The sequence below is a fragment of the Advenella sp. S44 genome (assembly GCF_002810445.1).
Taxonomy (GTDB): Bacteria; Pseudomonadota; Gammaproteobacteria; order Burkholderiales; family Burkholderiaceae_B; genus Advenella.
Genome location: NZ_NEXS01000003.1, coordinates 1,005,798 through 1,022,026, shown reverse-complemented (window position 1 = coordinate 1,022,026; position 16,229 = coordinate 1,005,798). Strand labels below are relative to the sequence as shown.

The following is a 16,229-nucleotide window of genomic DNA, read 5'->3' as shown; positions in this document are numbered from 1 at the left end:
GCGTCGCACCAAGCGAAAGCATTTACCGGCAGGCAAAGTATTATTCAATCACCGCATCCAGCGCGACGACCCCATGACCGTTGTCCAATACCACCAATGGATTGACTTCAAGCGACTGTACCTGGTCTCCCAGGCTTAGAAACAACGCAGCAAGGCACTGCATGGCGTCGAGCAGCGCTGACCGGTCACGTGCGGGCAGACCACGGTGGCTAGCCAGCCGTCTGGCTACCCGCGTAGAATCCAGGATACTGTCCAGCTGGGCCCGATCCGCCGGCAGACGGCAGCGCGCAACATCTGCCTCTACTTCCACCCATACACCGCCCGCACCAATGCTCAGGATCGGCCCGAAGACCGCATCGCGGTGAATGCCAACCAGCATTTCCACGCCATCGGTGATCATCTCGGAAACAAGTACTCCATGAATATTGTTGCCGGGGACGTGATGCTCACGCGCTGCCGCCATAATCTGCTCGAAAGCGCGACGCACCTGCGCTTCATCCCGCAGGTTCAATTGCACACCACCAATGTCGCTTTTGTGCAGCACGCCATCGGCGACCAATTTCAGTACTACCGGAAAACCAATGGCTTTGGCACGCAAAGCCGCCTCGTCGGCTGTATGAACCTGCAACTCTTTCGGAGAACGGACTCCGGATTGCATTATCAGCGCCTTGGCCTGGGTCTCGTTGCACGGCAATTGCGCGGCATTAACCTTTTCATGCAAATCCGCCAGTGCGCCGTCCCGGCCATCGTTGCACTCTGTCCATTCCGCATACCAACTGATGCGTTTGAGCGCCTGCATGGCATTGCGCAGGCTATAGACAGGTGCAAAACCTTCGGTCACCAATAAGTCATGGGCTGGCCCACGCCGACTGCTCATCCAGACAGGAACAAAGGCCTTCTTTGCCTGTTTTGCCACCTCAAGCATATTGCGCACCATGCCTTCGGTGCTGGCAGCGTAGTTGGAGGTAATCGGATACAGCACCGCATCCACGCCAGGATCATTGAAAAGTGGTGACAGGCATTTGCTGGCGAGCTGTGGATCGACCAGTGCCTTGGTCGTCAAATCAACTGGATTAGTCAAGGCGGCATATGATGGCGCGTGTTTTGCCATTTCCGCCACTGTCGATTCGTCCAAAGACGCCATGGTCAGCCCGGCTTCGCCCACTTTGTCTGCGGACAGTACTCCGGCTCCGCCTGAAGATGAATATACACACAGACGTTTTAGGTCCTGAACTCCTACACGCGAGAGTAGGCTTGCTACATCAAGCATTTCATCCAGATCGTCGACCCGGATAACGCCATATTGGGAGAACACCGCATCATTAACGACATCATCACCAGCCAGCGAGGCCGTATGCGATTGTGCCGCTTTCTTGCCAAAATCGGAGCGACCGACCTTCAGCGCAATCAGCGGTTTGCCTGCCCGGCTCGCGGCCTGCGCGGCAGCGACAAAGCGCGCTCCGTCCCTGATGCCTTCAATGACCGTGCAGATGACATCTGTTTCACGATCCTGGGCCAGCCATTGGATAAAGTCGGCATTATCCAGATCAAGTTCATTACCCGTCGAGAACCAGCGGGAAAAACACACCCCCCGCTCATTACCCTGCATCAATGATCGTCCAAGACCGCCCCCCTGCGTGACCAGGCCGATACGCGACAGTTTGTTATTGCGACCGTCATTGCGAAACTCAGTCGAAAAGGTCAGCCCAAGACGTGGCGACAATATGGTCATACCGGCGCAATTGGGACCATACAACCGCATTCCGGTACGCGCGGCGACCGCCAGCATCTGCTGTTCAGCCTGACGTCCCGTTTCGCCCAGTTCTGCAAAACCGCCTGTAAAAACAATGGCATAGCGAACCCGTTTAGCGGCGCACGCCTCCAATGTAACAAGAGCCGAATCTGCCGGGACCAACAACAGCGCCACATCAATTTGCTGTGCCGGTACGTCGCCGATTGCTGAATACAAGGGCCGGTCCTGCCACTGTCCGCCTCGCGGGTTCACCAGGAACACATCGCCGTCGAAGTCTGAGTGCTCAACCAGATTCTGCACTGTGGTGTAGCCCAGCGTGCCTGCGGTAGTAGATGCACCGACAATCATCACGGAACGAGGCTGTATCAGCCTGACCAGGCTGTCAAAATCGGTATTCGACTTCGATTGCTCCGCTTTGGACTGTAATATTCCTTGGTTCATACTCCCTCCTTTCTGCACGTCATCAGCGTCGTCCATTCAGTGTCGGCCACGATTTCATCATGCTGATTTTTAATAATGCGATGCATCAGGACTCTGCCGGTTCCCGGCCGCCTCTCCGATAGGGATTTTTTGCCGATACGAAGCTCTACATGAATCGTGTCGCCAATGAATACCGGTTTGCGCCATTGACAACGCAATTCGACCAGCGCGTACCGGGCCCCATCCATGAGTCGATAGACCGGCATGCGCGTGGTCAGACCCGAGGCGATGGCCAGCGTCAGCAAGCCGTGGGCGGCGCGCCGGCCGAAAGGATGCTGTTGTGCAAAAATGGTATCCGTATGCAGGGCATTGAAATCACCCGAGAGGCCGGCAAACTGAACGACGTCTGCTTCAGTCACCGTGCGACGCGGACTGATCCAGCTTTGTCCCTCCTCAATATCGTCGAAATAAAGGCGGCGGTTTAAATGTTCGTTCAGATCGAATGGCGTGTTCATGCGTAGCGCCCCCCCGTCACATGGACGGTTTCGCCAGTGGTAAATCCAGCCAGCCGGGAAGCCAGGAAAGCGACAGTCGCAGCGACATCCGCCGGATCACCCAGACGGGAGACTGGCGTATTAGATTTTGCGCGTTCGGTCAATTCCTGATAGTCGGGACGTTGTTGCATACGAGGCGTAGAAATAATCCCCGGCGCTACTGCGTTGGCCGTGATACCGAATTTACCGGATTCCAGCGCCAGCGAACGGGTGAAGCCGATCAACCCGGCCTTTGCCGCCGAATAATTGGTCTGTCCGGGATTACCAAGATGCGCTCGCGACGCGATGTTAATGACCCGACCATATCGGTTTTCCATCATCATCGGCAACACCGCACGGGTGCAATGAAAAGCGCCTTGCAACGTCACATCCAGAACCGCATGCCAGTCGTCTTCAGACATTTTGGTCAGATAGCGATCACGCGCAAAACCGGCGTTATTGACTAATACATCGATTCTTTTCCACTTGTCCGTCGCCTGTTGCACGGCCTGAACCACCGCATTCTTGTCAGTCACATCCGCAAGTACGCCAAGCACGCGTTTCTCAAAGCCAGAAAACTGGTCGCAGGCCTTGTCAATTGATGCTTGGCTGGCATCGCATATTACAACATTGCAACCCTCCTGAAGAAAGCGAGTTGCCATTGCCAGGCCCAGTGTGCCGGCACCGCCGGTTATAAAAGCGGTACTGTCTTTCAATCCCAGATCCATATTCAGTTTCCCATCCAAAGTCTGTTTTCAATTTCGGTCATGTCACTCTCATTCAATTTGAAGATTGGCTTTTTCCACAAGCGTTTTGGCCTCGGCCCGTTCGTTGGCCCAGAATTGGTCAAATTCCTGCGGAGTACTGCCGACTAATGGCGTATACACACGGGCAAATCGCTCTCGTACCACGGGTGCCCGCAAGGTTTCGCGCAGAGCCTTGGAAAACTTATCGATAATGGGCTGTGGCGTGCCTTTGGGCATCACGACGGCTTGCCATGTTGTCACGTTAAAGCCGGGTACTCCCGACTCTGCCACTGTCGGTATATCGGGCACATCAGATGCACGCTTGCTGCTGCTGATGGCCAGTGCGCGCAAGGAACCATTCTCGATAAACGGCGCAGTGGTTGAACGACTGTCGACCATGAAGGTCAGCCGACCGGCGATCAAATCCTGCAACGCAGGCGCGCTGCCCTTGTACGGCACGTGGGTCAGTTTCGCATTCAATGCAAGCGCCAACGAGGTTCCTGCGATATGCATGGAACTGCCCTGGCCTGCCGATCCGAATGTCAGTTTTTCCTGGTCCTGCCTAATGCCGGCAATTAAATCCTGCATGGTTTTATAGGGCGAGTTTTTGGGAACGACAACAATCAGCGGCGAGTCTGTCAGTTGCGTCACCGGCGCGAACACGTCGGCCGGATCGGTTTTGACATTTTTGTACAAGTAGGTATTGACAGCCAGCGGCCCCACATTAGCCCACAAGGCTGTGTATCCGTCAGGAGCAGCCGTAGCGACGGCATTGTTGGCGATGTTACCGTTTGCCCCTGCCTTATAGTCGGGCACCACGGGCTGGCCCAGCTTTTCTGCGAGCACGTCCTGCACCATTTTGAATGCAATGTCAGATGCGCCTCCGGGGGCAAAACCGATAACCATGCGAACAGGCCGTTCCGGCCACTCGGCCATTGCGCTTGTGGCTAGCGAACATGCGACCGCTCCCAATACTGCTTTCATAAATATTTTCATCAATTCCTCCTTGAATTGTTAACTGTTCAAACACTCATGTCATATTTCACGTTCTTTAGCTGCGTGTTCTCATAAATGGCTTCCAGTCCACGCTCCTTGCCGATGCCGGAACGCTTATAGCCGCCAAAAGGCGCATCGAATGATGTGCGCACGCCCGTATTAATGGCCACGCTTCCCGATTCCAGGCCCCGCGCCATTCTCAATGCTCGCCCGCCATCCCTCGTGAAAACCACAGCAGCCAATCCATAGCGTGAGTGATTGGCGATGCGCAAGGCATCGTCTTCGTCCGTAAAACGGATGACCGACTGCACCGGTCCGAAGATTTCATCCTGTGCAGACTGCATTTGCCCACGCGATTGCAGCAGCAATGTGGGCGACACAAAAAATCCCGATGCGATGGTGTCGTCCAGCGACAAGTTACCGAGGGATATTGGCTTGGCCCCCTCTTCTGTTGCAAGCTGAATATAGTGTTCAACGCGCTGCTTTTGCGCTGCGCTGACCAGCGGTCCCATTTCAGTGTCGGCAGCTTCGGGAAGGCCTACCCGCACTGCTTGCAGGCGCTGTTGCAGGCGATCAATAAAATCATCATGTATCGTTTCGTGCACGAGTAGGCGTGTGCAGGCAATGCATACTTGACCGGAATTTTTAATAATGTCTCCTGCCGCAACAGCGACAGCCTTGTCCAGCGCAGCATCGTCGAACACAATCAGCGGCGACTTGCCGCCCAGTTCCAGCGTCACCCGCTTCACGTCGCTTGCGGTGGAAGCGAGAATGCGTGCGCCGGTTGCGGTGCCGCCCGTAAAGGATACCCGGGACACGAGCGGATGCGTGACCAATTGTTCGCCTACAGTCGCCCCCGGCCCGTTGACAACATTAACTACACCGGGCGGAAATCCCGCTTCCTCGAACAGCCGCGCCAGCGCCAGAGTCGACAGCGGCGTGACTTCGGAAGGCTTGAGCACGATCGTATTCCCAGCCGCCAGCGCCGGCCCCAGTTTGTTGATCGTCAGTGTCATCGGGTAGTTCCACGGCATAATCAGCGCACAGACGCCGAGCGGCTCCCGGATGGTGTAATTAAGAACATCGCTGTTACCAACGGCGATCGTTTCGCCACGCACGGCAGGAACCATGCCCGCAAAATATTCCAATGAAGACGGCATGGCCTTGAGCGATTCGAGCGAATGCGTAATGGGCTTGCCAACATTCAGTGCCTCTATCCACGCAAGTTTTTCCCGATCACGCTCAAAAAGCACTGCCAGACGCTTTAGCAATCGGCCGCGTTCGGCGGGCGTGGTCCTGCGCCAACCGTTTTCGAATGCGCTGTGGGCTGCCAATACCGCAGTGTCTACATCAGTTGTCTCGGCCTGGTGTACCTGGGCAAGTCGTTTCGCAGTGGCCGGATTAAGGGTGTCAAAGAACCGCCCTTCCCGACCAGCTTGCCAGCGCCCGCCGATGAGCATTTCGTATGGTTTGGAATCAATAACATTCATGACTGGATCCTTAATTGACCATTTGCAGGTATAGTGAGCTGACTTCTTCGTGAGTGAGATTGCGCGGGTTAAGCGGCATGGAAGCGCTTTGCAGCGCCTGGGTCGCCAACTGGCCGGCTTGCTGTTTTGTCAATTGCAAATTGCTCAGATGCAGAGAAATATTTGCCTGTCGTGCCAAGTCTTCCACTCGCCCGATGAGCGACAACGCATCCCGATGATCGTCGCCGGTGCCAGCAATATTCAAATGCCGCGCAGCATTGGCGTAAACACCAGCATGAGTCTGCGCGGTGTAGCGCGACACGACACGGAAAACAGGGGCCAGCGCTTCGGCATGCGCCATGTCTACGACTGACTCAAGCGGCGTACACATGGCGTGGACGGCATCCACTTTACTGATACCGATGGCCACGCCCGCAAGATAAGCGCCCATTTGCATGTCTGCCCGCGCGGCCAGACAGCCTGGTTTGTCAAGCACCAGCGGTAAGGCGTGCATGCACATGTGCAATGCCTGTATCGCCATGGCTTTGCCTATCGGGTTGTTGTCAGCATTGATCCATGCCCCCAGGGCATGCAGTAATGCGTCGAATCCACCTTGCGCCGTCGGCTGAAAAGGCAGAGTCAGCGTGAGGGCAGGCTCCAGCGCGACTAAAGATGGGCGGGTACGCAGAGAACGGTACAAACGCTTGCGACCGTTTTCGTCCTGAATCAATGCGGCCGAACTGCTCTCACTGCCGGTACCGGATGTGGTGGGGATGGCAAGCAGTACTGGATCACCGGGCGCAGCAGCAGCGTCAAGCCATTCCCGTCCTTGCAGCGTTGCAAGTTCTTCGGGCTCCAGGCCGCTGCAAAGGCAGCCAAAAACCACCTTGGCCACGTCGATAGCGCTCCCGCCACCTACAGCAATAATACTGTCGCAGGTGTTTTCCCGCGCCATTCGCAATGCGCCATGCACCGGGACCAGCGACGGATTTGAGACCACCCCGTCAAATACCTGCCAATCCTGTATTGCATTTGTGGTGAGCGCCGCCAGCACAACAGAGCTGGCCGCACGCCATGCGCCCGCGTCAGTAATGATAAGCGGGCGACACAGGCGATTGCCACCTGCATCGATAGCGCGCTGCACCGCTGATGGCCCCCAAAAGCCATTGCCCGGCCATGAAATTGCGCCTTTAATCTGGCCTGCCAACGTGGTATTGATGTCTTCCCTGATTTCCATTATAATTTGCTATGCGAATTCTTAATTTGCTAATTGAATTATCATAATGAAAGAGGACATTCATGTCAAGACGCGCCAACTCGACAGACGAACCGACCACCCATCCCAGCGAGCCGGATAGACAGTTTGTCACCGCGCTTGCCCGAGGGTTAGAAATACTCCAATGTTTTGATGCAGAAGACAGGATGCTGGGGACCACCGACATTGCCCAGATGACCGGGCTGGCACAGCCTACGGTATGGCGGCTATGCTATACATTGCAGAAGACCGGTTTTCTAAGCAGCGTGCCCGGTAAGGACAAGCTACAACTTGGCACAGCCGCCATCGCCCTGGGCGCAGCCGCACTGGCAGGACAGGACGCGCTGGAGGTCGTTCGCCCCATGCTGCAGGCGATTGCCAATCGCTATCAAGTCGCAGTGGCCCTTGGACGACGGGAAGGCAACAGCATTGTCTATCTGCTTCGCTGCCAGGGCAATTCGCCTCTGCTGATGAACCTGCGTGTTGGTTCTCGAATTCCACTCTTCCATAGTGCAATTGGCTGGGCCTATCTGGCCAACAGTACCCCCGAAGTGCGTGATCAATTGCTTGAACAGGCCCGGGCCAATGGTCAGCTGACCAACGCATCCGAACTCAAAACAATGAAACAGGAACTGGCGCGCTACGCGCAGCACGGTTTTGTCTATCACGAACGACCTAAATACCAGATCAATACAGTAGCAGCAGGAATCAAGCTTGCCGATGGCGAACGCTTTGTTGTCAGTTGCGGCGGCCCCACTTCATTGCTGCCCACGCCTCTCATGCTTGAGGAAGTTGGCCCGCTAATGAGCCAGCTGGCGCGTGAACTGCATCCAGTCCTGCTGTTGGGAAAAGACCTATGAGTATGGCGGCAAAGAATTTGAATGTGACAGACAAAGACGGGCACCCATCCAGTGCCGATATCCCTGATCAATTTCCGACCCGCATCACAGCACTGCTGGGCATACGCTGGCCTTTGCTCCTAGGCGGCATGATGTGGCTGTCTGATGCACAACTGGTCGCCGCCATGGTCAGGGCCGGCGGTATGGGTTTTATTTCGGCGCGCAGTTCGGCTTCGAATGACATGTTCCGGCAGGAGCTGCAGATCTGCCGTGAGCTGACCGGTGGCTTGCCCTTTGGCGTGAATCTGACGCTATCGCGTCGCATGCAGCACAACGACATCATCCTGGAGCGGCTGCGTATCGCGCTCGAAGAAGGCGTGCGTATTTTTGAGACGGCCGGATTGCCGCCCACTCCTCTATTGCCAGCCCTGCGCGCTTTCAACACGGTTGTGATTCACAAATGCGCCCACGTTCGCCACAGTATCGCGGCGCAGAATCTTGGTGTCGACGCGGTAACGCTGGTCGGGATGGAGGAAGGCGGTCATCCGGGTAGCAACCAGTTGCCCACCTTCGTGAACGGCGCTTATGCGCTTGAACAGCTGCACATTCCACTGGCATTGGGCGGTGGTATTGGCCACGGACGTCAGATTGCCGCGGCACTGGCACTGGGCGCCGATGCGGTGGTCATGGGAAGTATTTTTACGCTTGCCCAGGAAACACCGGCCCATCAAGCCTACAAGCAACGCGTTGCAGCCACGGATCAATATGGCACGCGCACCGTACTGGGAAGTCTTGGCGACACCTGGCGCGTCATTGATAATGACAATGCGCGCAAGGTCGCCGCAATGGAACACGCCGGGGCAAAAACTTACACGGAATTTGGCGAGCTTATTAGCGGAGCTCGCACCAAGAAGCTGGCATACGACAATGGCGACTATGAAGAAGGCATGCTTTCAATGGGCCCCGCTGTGGGATTTGCGCAGTCGGTCGAGCCGGTAGCCTGCATCGTGAACCGGCTGCAGAAGCAACTGGTACAGGCGAGCAACCGGTTTCAGTTTTTGAACAACTCCTGAGGCGGCACCGATAAAGTGGCCTTATTTGAAATGGCTTTACGATGAAGTTTCTTTTCAAGCCCCCGATCTACTGGCCGCGCTAATCGCAAATACACAAACGCCCCGGCTTGCGGGACGCTCCTGATGCGTATAGCGAACTTGAATGACTAAGCCTCTAATCTGAATTGTTAAATTGGCCATTAGCTGCGTCATGCAGAAAATGTGTCACCCACCACTTTGCTCGCCTTCTTTTACCGCCGAATCCAGATCGTCTTCGGACAGCATTGCCTCGTCAGGATCCGGTGCGTTGCCACTATGTGGCTCAAACCTTAATTCTTCCATGTACTGCGTGGGTTTCTTGCGTCTATAGTCCAGGAACTCCTTGCCGTAGTAGGCCCGTGCTTCGGCCACGCTTTTTGCGCCGGTGACAATATCATGCATCAAATTGAGGGCCAGAAAATTAGCCTGCTCATCATGACAGCGAGCGGACACTTCGCCCGTGGTTCTCTCCACAATAACGCTACCGTCGAATTGGGCCAGTTCGTCAAATTTTTCCACGGGAACCTGGTAGTCAATAAATGATTCGATGCAATCGATATGCGGGGTGGGGAAATTGTGGTTATAAAAAGTTTTGCTTGCGACGATCCGCTTCCACGGGCCGGGCTGATGCCAGACGAAGCAGCTCTCTGTGACCTCTTGCGGCTCACCATACTTGTCAATAACCAACTGCGTCGCTTCCTGCGACTCCTGGGGCCATTGGCGCAGCAACGCCTTTGTGTTTCCTGCGTCCATCTCAGTCTCCTTACCGTCAGTCAGTGTCACGTTTATGGTAGGATCGCATGCCAGCAAACGTCAAGGGAACCGTAATCGAATTTTCGGCGGTTGTTCATACCGACTGTAGATTCTGGTTCGGACCGCGGCGGCTCTGGCGGGCTCGTTCTATTTTTTCGCTCTGACGCACGAATCCTATTTGGTGCACCTCAGTTTGCCTGTCCCATTTTTCGCAGTTGCTATTTTCTCCGGCTCTGACGTGCATTTCTTTCGGTATGCGTTTTTTCCAGCATCATCTTTGAACGCCTGGCGGCCTGTTCACATCTTTTGTGTAACGCCTCCAATTCTTTATCTGTCATGGTCTCAATGCCCATGAACTGATCTTCCGCATCGGATGACCGTATGATTTCGTCCAGCTTAGTCTGCAGTGCGGCGCTGTCCCGATTTTGGGTATTCTGGATCAGAAACACCATCAAAAAAGTGATGATTGTTGTGCCGGTGTTTATCACTAATTGCCAGGTTTCGGAGAAACCAAAAAAAGGCCCTGCAATGGCCCAGAGCAAAACAGCAGTAACGCACGCCAAAAAGGTCATTGGGTGGCCGGTAAGGTGCGCCGTTGCGTTGGCAAATTTTGCAAATATATGATCCATGTAGACTCCGCTATCGTAATTTTGTTATGTGAAGCATATCTTTTGAACAACGTGCCGGGTCAAAAGGCAGCCGCCGAAGGCATCCATTTTACTCGCAACTTTGGCGCCGTCGATCGTCACAAGTGACAGCATCCAGCAGTCTGTTACAAGACATGTCGCCAGCTTTACCCCCCTGACCGTATGCGTTAAATTGAATCGTAGCTTTCGGGATTTTCGCGACGCCAGAATATCGCAAATGAATTAAAGCGGAGCGTGTTTGTCCAGGAAATAGAATCTTCCCCAAGGCTTCTTCAATCGGAGATACTAATGGAAAAACCAGACAACACCCCCGCTCATGCGAACGTGGACGCACTTCGAACCGTACCGGTTTGCTTGCGCGTCAACGGAAACGAAAACCATCTTGATATTTTGCCGTGGGTCACTTTACTGGATGCCTTGCGCGACAGGCTAGGGCTAACCGGCACAAAAAAAGGGTGCGACCATGGGCAATGCGGCGCCTGTACGGTGCTGGTCGATGGCGTTCGGGTCAATGCCTGTCTGACGCTTGCGGTCATGCAAGACGGCGCAGACATCACCACGATCGAAGGGCTTGAGCAAGACGGAAACCTTCACGCGTTGCAGGCTGCCTTCGTCAGGCACGACGCTTTTCAGTGCGGCTATTGCACATCCGGACAAATCCTGTCCGCACTGGGACTCCTGAAAGAAGGCCACGCCAAATCAAAGGATGAAATTCGTGAGTTGATGAGTGGCAATCTGTGCCGTTGCGCAGCCTATCCAAATATCGTGGCGGCCATTGAAGAGGTGTTGCAAGCCAGGGAAGGTGTCGCATGATTCCATTTACCTATACTCGGCCTGACAATATAGAAGACGCGGTGCGTGCCGCTTCATCTCTGGGAAGTGCGGCCCGCTTTATCGCCGGCGGCACCAATCTGGTTGATTTGATGAAGGAGCACATTGAGCAGCCGGCCCATCTGATTGACGTCACTCACCTGCCGCTCAAGCAAATTGAAGACGCCAACGATGGCGGCCTGATCCTGGGCGCGTTGACGACCAATAGCCAGGTGGCATACGACGAGCGGATTCAGTCGCGCTATCCGCTGCTGGCCAGCGCCATACGTGCCGGCGCCTCTGCACAGTTGCGCAACGTCGCAACCACCGGGGGCAACCTGCTGCAGCGCACTCGCTGCTTTTATTTTTATGATACTGCTGTTGCGTGCAATAAACGCGAACCCGGCTCGGGATGTGCCGCGATGCACGGAAAAAACCGGATCCACGCCATTCTTGGCGCCAGCGATCAGTGCATTGCCACCCATCCATCAGACATGTGCGTGGCGTTGGCCGCGCTGCAGGCCTGTGTGCAGGTGACCGGCCCGCAAGGAACACGTTCAATCGCCTTTGCCGATTTTCATCGTCTTCCTGGTGACCAGCCCGACCAAGACACCACTTTGCGCGCCGGAGAGCTGATTACTGCCATCACGTTGCCGGCCGAAAACTTTGCCGCAAACTATACGTACCTGAAGTTACGTGATCGTTTGTCTTATGCTTTCGCCCTGGTTTCTGTTGCCGCCGCAATGCATATCGAGAATGGGCTGATCGCGCAGGCGCGTCTGGCGCTGGGCGGGGTCGCTCACCGTCCGTGGCGCGAACCGGAAGCGGAACATTTACTCATTGGCAAGGCACCGGATCGCCATGCTTTTGGGCTGGCCGCAGACCGGATACTGATTCAGGCTCGCGGACATGGAGACAATGACTTCAAGATTCCGCTGGCGCGACGCGCGATCGTACGGGCGCTGGAGCAAGCCGCCGCCGGCATCCCGCAATCGCCTATCGATAAACGCATCAACTGAGGGAGAAAACGCATGAACACGTTAATAGACAATTTCTCGCTCGACAGCTCCGACTCAGGAGACGCGCATGTGGGGCGCGGCGCCGATCGCGTCGATGGGCACGCCAAGGTGACTGGCGAGGCTAAGTATTCGGCGGAATTTACCCCGCCTGGGCTGGTGCACGGATGCGTGCTCAACAGTCCCGTCACCCGTGGCCGTATCCAGCTTTTGGATACAACCGCAGCCCAGGGTTTACCTGGCGTGCTGGCCGTTTTTACGCACGAAAACCGTCCCGAGCTTGATTGGTACCATCACGACCATAAGGACAAAGACACGCCCACGGCGCACTTTCTCCCGCTTTACGATGACCGGATCCACTATAACGGCCAGCCGGTCGCGCTGGTCGTGGCAAAAGATCGGGAGACGGCACGCTACGCCTGTTCGTTATTACAGGTGCAATACGAAGAGGAACCGCATCAGACGAGTCTGTCACGAACACGCGACGACCCGGAAGGGCAAACGGTTCCCAGAAAAACGCCGAGTCCGCGCGGTGACGCGGCGCAGGCCTATGCCCAGGCGCCGGTGCAGATGCGTGCACAATATCATTTTGCCATCGAGCACCACAATCCCATGGCCCCCCATGCTGCCACTGTTGTCTGGCATGACAACGGCAACATCACGGTACACGACAAGACGCAAGGGCCGATGAGCACACGCGACTATGTTTGCGACGTCTTTGGCTATTCAGAAGACCAAGTGCAGGTCGTCGCGCCCTTTGTCGGCGGCGCCTTTGGACTTGGTCTGCGGCCACAGTATCAGCTTTTTCTGGCGATCATGGCGGCACGCGAACTTCAGCTATCGGTTCGCATCGCCCTTTCGCGCCAACAGATGTTTACCCTTGGCTATCGGCCCGAGTCCATACAAACGATCTCGCTGGCTGCGCAGAATGACGGCACGCTGGTTTCCGTGATGCACGAGGCCATACAGAACACATCGCAACTGGAAAATTTCGAGGAATCTACCGTTAAATGGAGCGGCGTGCTCTATCGCTGTCCCAATGTCTCGCTAAGCTATGCACTGACACCACTGGATCTGTATACGCCCACCGACATGCGAGCACCAGGCGCGGCGACCGGCGTTAACGCCCTTGAACAGGCTATTGACGAAATGGCCTATCGGGTGGGCCTGGACCCCCTGCAGTTTCGGCTTAAAAATTATGCCGATCGTGATCAAGCCGAAGACAAGGACCTGAGTAGCAAGGAGCTCAGAGCCTGTTACGCACAAGGCGCAGAGCGCTTCGGCTGGGCAAGACGCTCGGCAGAACCGCGCAGTATGCGGGATGGACACGAACTGATTGGCTGGGGAATGGCAACCGGCATCTGGGAGGCGTTCCAGCTGGAAGCAAGCGCCCGCGCGACCTTGTCATCCGACGGACAATTGGAGGTGGCCACGGCCGCCGCAGACATCGGCACCGGCACGTACACCATCCTCACCCAGATCGCGGCCGATGCATTGGGTCTACCCTTGTCTGCCGTCACGACAAAACTAGGTGACTCCTCACTGCCATGGGCACCGATAGAAGGCGGTTCATCGGGGGCTGCCTCTTTTGGCTCTGCCGTCAAGATGGCCTGCGATTCACTAAAAAAAGCGCTTGCCGGGCAAGCCATCCAAATGCAGGGCTCTCCGTTGGCGACGGCAAGCGAGGCCGACCTGGTCTTCGCAAAAGGCCGGGTCAGCCTCAAAAGCGACCCCGCCTGTCATGTATCGCTGGCTGACGTCATTCGCGGCAGCGGTAAGGACAGCCTACAGGCCCAGGCCAGTACCGCGCCCGACGAAAAAAGCAAAAAACGATATTCAAGCTATGCACACTCTGCGGTTTTCGTTGAGGTCAGGATTGATGAAGAGTTGGGCCAGGTCCGCGTTACCCGTGTTGTCAATGCAGTGGCGGCCGGCAACATCCTGAATCCAAAGACCGCATCGAATCAGATCATGGGCGGCATCGTATGGGGCATCAGCAAAGCCCTGCATGAGCACAGTATGCTGGACGATCATATTGGACGGTTCATGAACCACAATCTGGCCGAATACCATATTCCAACCCATGCGGATATTGATGGTATTGATGTCATATTTGTTGATGAAGACGATCCCCACGTTAACGCGTTGGGTGTCAAGGGCGTCGGGGAGATCGGTATTGTCGGCACCGCTGCGGCCGTAGCCAATGCCGTCTATCATGCAACCGGCAAGCGTTTTTACGAACTGCCTATCACCATGGATCAGATATTGATGAAAGGCACTGGCATCCAAGAAGGGTAATGTCCGTAGCCTGTAGTGTGACAGGTCACTGTGCCGTGCATAAGGCAATGCAAAAGAAGCAGGAAAGAAGCAGAAAAAAACCCTGGTCATTCGCAGACCAGGGCAAATGTACGAGGACAGGTGAATATTCATTCGTACAGCCCGGATTCTACTTCGCAGCCTGAAGGTATATCCTTGATCTGGAACAATTCGGCATCAGATTCGCACGCTTTGCGCCGCCAGCCGAGTATGCGATGAGGGGAACGCGGGTGCCAACGAGTCATACCTTCCATATACAATCATTCGATACGGCGTGACCGTTAACGGCGCAAAGGCGTCATCTCGCACCAACTTTATCTGCCGTACGCATTTTGTAACCAATCGGCGCTTATCGCAAGTCCATTCACAAGCGACAATACGGGCTACCGAATCGACTCACAATTTTTTTCCTGCCCATGAACATTCACTCACTCCCGCTGCTTTGCTCGATTACCTTGATGACAGGCGTGATAACCTTGACAACCGGCCACGCCGCACCTAACCAGCCCACGGTTCGGCAACTGGTGGACGCATCCATCGCACCGGTCATGGAGACTCACCATATTCCCGGCATGTCTGTCGGCATTATCTCTGGCCAGCAGGGTTATCTGTTCAACTATGGCGTCGCCTCCAGACAAACCGGCGCCCCCGTGACTGCGTCCACCCTTTTTGAGCTCGGTTCGATCAGCAAAACGTTTACTGCGACGCTGGCAAGCTATGCGCAGGTGCTGGGACATCTGAAGCTATCCGACACTGTTTCGCATCATCTGCCGCAAATGAAAGATACCGCATTTGGCGCTGTCAGCCTGATGCAGCTGGGTACCCATACGCCCGGAGGTTTCCCGCTACAGGTGCCCGACGATATCCAGAATAATGATCAGTTGATGTCCTATCTGCAACAGTGGAAACCACCGTTTGAAACCGGTACAAAAAGAACCTATACCAACCCCGCCATTGGCATGCTGGGGATGATTACGGCCAAGGCGATGGGCCAGGCGTTTATCCCCTTGATGCAAGAACAGATATATGGCGGCCTTGGGCTGGCCGAGACCTTTATTGATATTCCTGAAAAATTGATGGGCAATTACGCCCAGGGCTACGACAAACAGGACACGCCAGTGCGTGTGAGCAAGGCGGTTCTGTGGGCGCAAGCATATGGCGCAAAGTCGACAGGCAAAGATATGCTGCGCTTTCTACAGGCCAATATGCAGATGATCGACATTGATGATCGCTTGCAACGAGCCGTTAAAGATACTCATACCGGCTATTTTCAGACGGCAGCCTTGACGCAGGATCTGATCTGGGAGCAATATCCGTACCCCGTCGCACTTGAGTCCCTGTTGCACGGGAATTCGGCCGAATTTGCACTTACGCCCCAGCCGGTGAAAGCGCTGGTGCCGCCCATGGCGCCGCGCGACGATGTATGGATTAATAAAACAGGGTCCACCAACGGATTTGGAGCCTATATTGCCTTCGTACCGGCACGCAAGCTGGGTATCGTCATACTGGCCAATAAGAACTATCCCAATGCAGTTCGTGTGGCGCTGGCTCACCGCATACTGACAGCGCTGGACTCACAGTAGAA

At 55.4% G+C, this 16,229-nt stretch carries 14 protein-coding genes; 6 read left to right on the top strand and 8 right to left on the bottom strand.

Translation table 11 applies throughout. The features are described 5' to 3' along the window. Window positions 1-40: 40 nt before the first annotated feature. Genes CAP48_RS08760 through CAP48_RS08735 form a run of 6 tightly spaced genes read right to left on the bottom strand, consistent with a single transcriptional unit; the run spans window position 41 to window position 7,154 of the window. Complete coding sequence (locus tag CAP48_RS08760) at window positions 41-2,194, bottom strand: acetate--CoA ligase family protein (protein ID WP_100695608.1); 2,154 nt, start codon at window positions 2,192-2,194, stop codon at window positions 41-43. Then, entirely contained in the window at window positions 2,191-2,688 is a 498-nt protein-coding gene (locus CAP48_RS08755) for a MaoC/PaaZ C-terminal domain-containing protein (RefSeq protein WP_100695606.1), read from the bottom strand. The genes CAP48_RS08760 and CAP48_RS08755 overlap by 4 nt, the downstream gene beginning before the upstream one ends. After that, window positions 2,685-3,434, bottom strand: a complete 750-nt coding sequence (gene fabG, locus CAP48_RS08750; RefSeq protein ID WP_100695604.1) for a 3-oxoacyl-ACP reductase FabG — start codon at window positions 3,432-3,434, stop codon at window positions 2,685-2,687. The genes CAP48_RS08755 and fabG overlap by 4 nt, the downstream gene beginning before the upstream one ends. 48 nt (window positions 3,435-3,482) lie before the next feature. Beyond that, window positions 3,483-4,448, bottom strand: coding sequence for a tripartite tricarboxylate transporter substrate binding protein (locus CAP48_RS08745; RefSeq protein WP_100695601.1), 966 nt, complete (start codon window positions 4,446-4,448; stop codon window positions 3,483-3,485). A 26-nt stretch (window positions 4,449-4,474) separates the two neighbouring features. Next, window positions 4,475-5,938 (bottom strand): aldehyde dehydrogenase, encoded by a 1,464-nt coding sequence (locus CAP48_RS08740; protein WP_100695598.1) that lies wholly within the window; start codon window positions 5,936-5,938, stop codon window positions 4,475-4,477. A 10-nt stretch (window positions 5,939-5,948) separates the two neighbouring features. Next, a complete protein-coding gene (locus CAP48_RS08735; protein WP_100695596.1) occupies window positions 5,949-7,154 on the bottom strand; it encodes an iron-containing alcohol dehydrogenase family protein in 1,206 nt (401 codons plus the stop codon). 62 nt (window positions 7,155-7,216) lie between these two features. Between CAP48_RS08735 and CAP48_RS08730 the strand changes: the two genes are divergently transcribed. Together CAP48_RS08730 and CAP48_RS08725 are read left to right on the top strand one after the other, a co-directional pair. Further along, window positions 7,217-8,032, top strand: a complete 816-nt coding sequence (locus tag CAP48_RS08730; RefSeq protein ID WP_100695594.1) for an IclR family transcriptional regulator — start codon at window positions 7,217-7,219, stop codon at window positions 8,030-8,032. Continuing rightward, the gene (locus tag CAP48_RS08725; protein WP_242444369.1) at window positions 8,029-9,084 is read left to right on the top strand and encodes a nitronate monooxygenase family protein; all 1,056 of its coding nucleotides are present in this window, start codon (window positions 8,029-8,031) and stop codon (window positions 9,082-9,084) included. Before CAP48_RS08730 ends, CAP48_RS08725 begins: the two co-directional genes overlap by 4 nt. 204 nt (window positions 9,085-9,288) lie before the next feature. Here CAP48_RS08725 and CAP48_RS08720 read toward each other — a convergent pair whose 3' ends face one another. Together CAP48_RS08720 and CAP48_RS08715 are read right to left on the bottom strand one after the other, a co-directional pair. Then, complete coding sequence (locus CAP48_RS08720) at window positions 9,289-9,855, bottom strand: hypothetical protein (protein WP_100695592.1); 567 nt, start codon at window positions 9,853-9,855, stop codon at window positions 9,289-9,291. 218 nt (window positions 9,856-10,073) lie between these two features. Next, window positions 10,074-10,484, bottom strand: coding sequence for a low affinity iron permease family protein (locus CAP48_RS08715; RefSeq protein WP_100695590.1), 411 nt, complete (start codon window positions 10,482-10,484; stop codon window positions 10,074-10,076). Window positions 10,485-10,790: 306 nt separating this feature from the next. On the opposite strand from CAP48_RS08715, the gene CAP48_RS08710 reads away from it, so the two are divergent. From CAP48_RS08710 to ampC, 4 genes are all read left to right on the top strand, one after another. Continuing rightward, on the top strand, window positions 10,791-11,315 hold the full coding sequence (locus CAP48_RS08710; protein WP_100695588.1) for a (2Fe-2S)-binding protein: 525 nt from the start codon (window positions 10,791-10,793) through the stop codon (window positions 11,313-11,315). After that, window positions 11,312-12,331, top strand: coding sequence for a xanthine dehydrogenase family protein subunit M (locus CAP48_RS08705; protein ID WP_100695586.1), 1,020 nt, complete (start codon window positions 11,312-11,314; stop codon window positions 12,329-12,331). The genes CAP48_RS08710 and CAP48_RS08705 overlap by 4 nt, the downstream gene beginning before the upstream one ends. 12 nt (window positions 12,332-12,343) lie before the next feature. Continuing rightward, entirely contained in the window at window positions 12,344-14,626 is a 2,283-nt protein-coding gene (locus tag CAP48_RS08700) for a xanthine dehydrogenase family protein molybdopterin-binding subunit (RefSeq protein WP_100695585.1), read from the top strand. A gap of 434 nt (window positions 14,627-15,060) precedes the next feature. Beyond that, the gene (gene ampC / locus CAP48_RS08695) at window positions 15,061-16,227 is read left to right on the top strand and encodes a class C beta-lactamase (RefSeq protein WP_100695584.1); all 1,167 of its coding nucleotides are present in this window, start codon (window positions 15,061-15,063) and stop codon (window positions 16,225-16,227) included. Window positions 16,228-16,229: the final 2 nt, after the last annotated feature.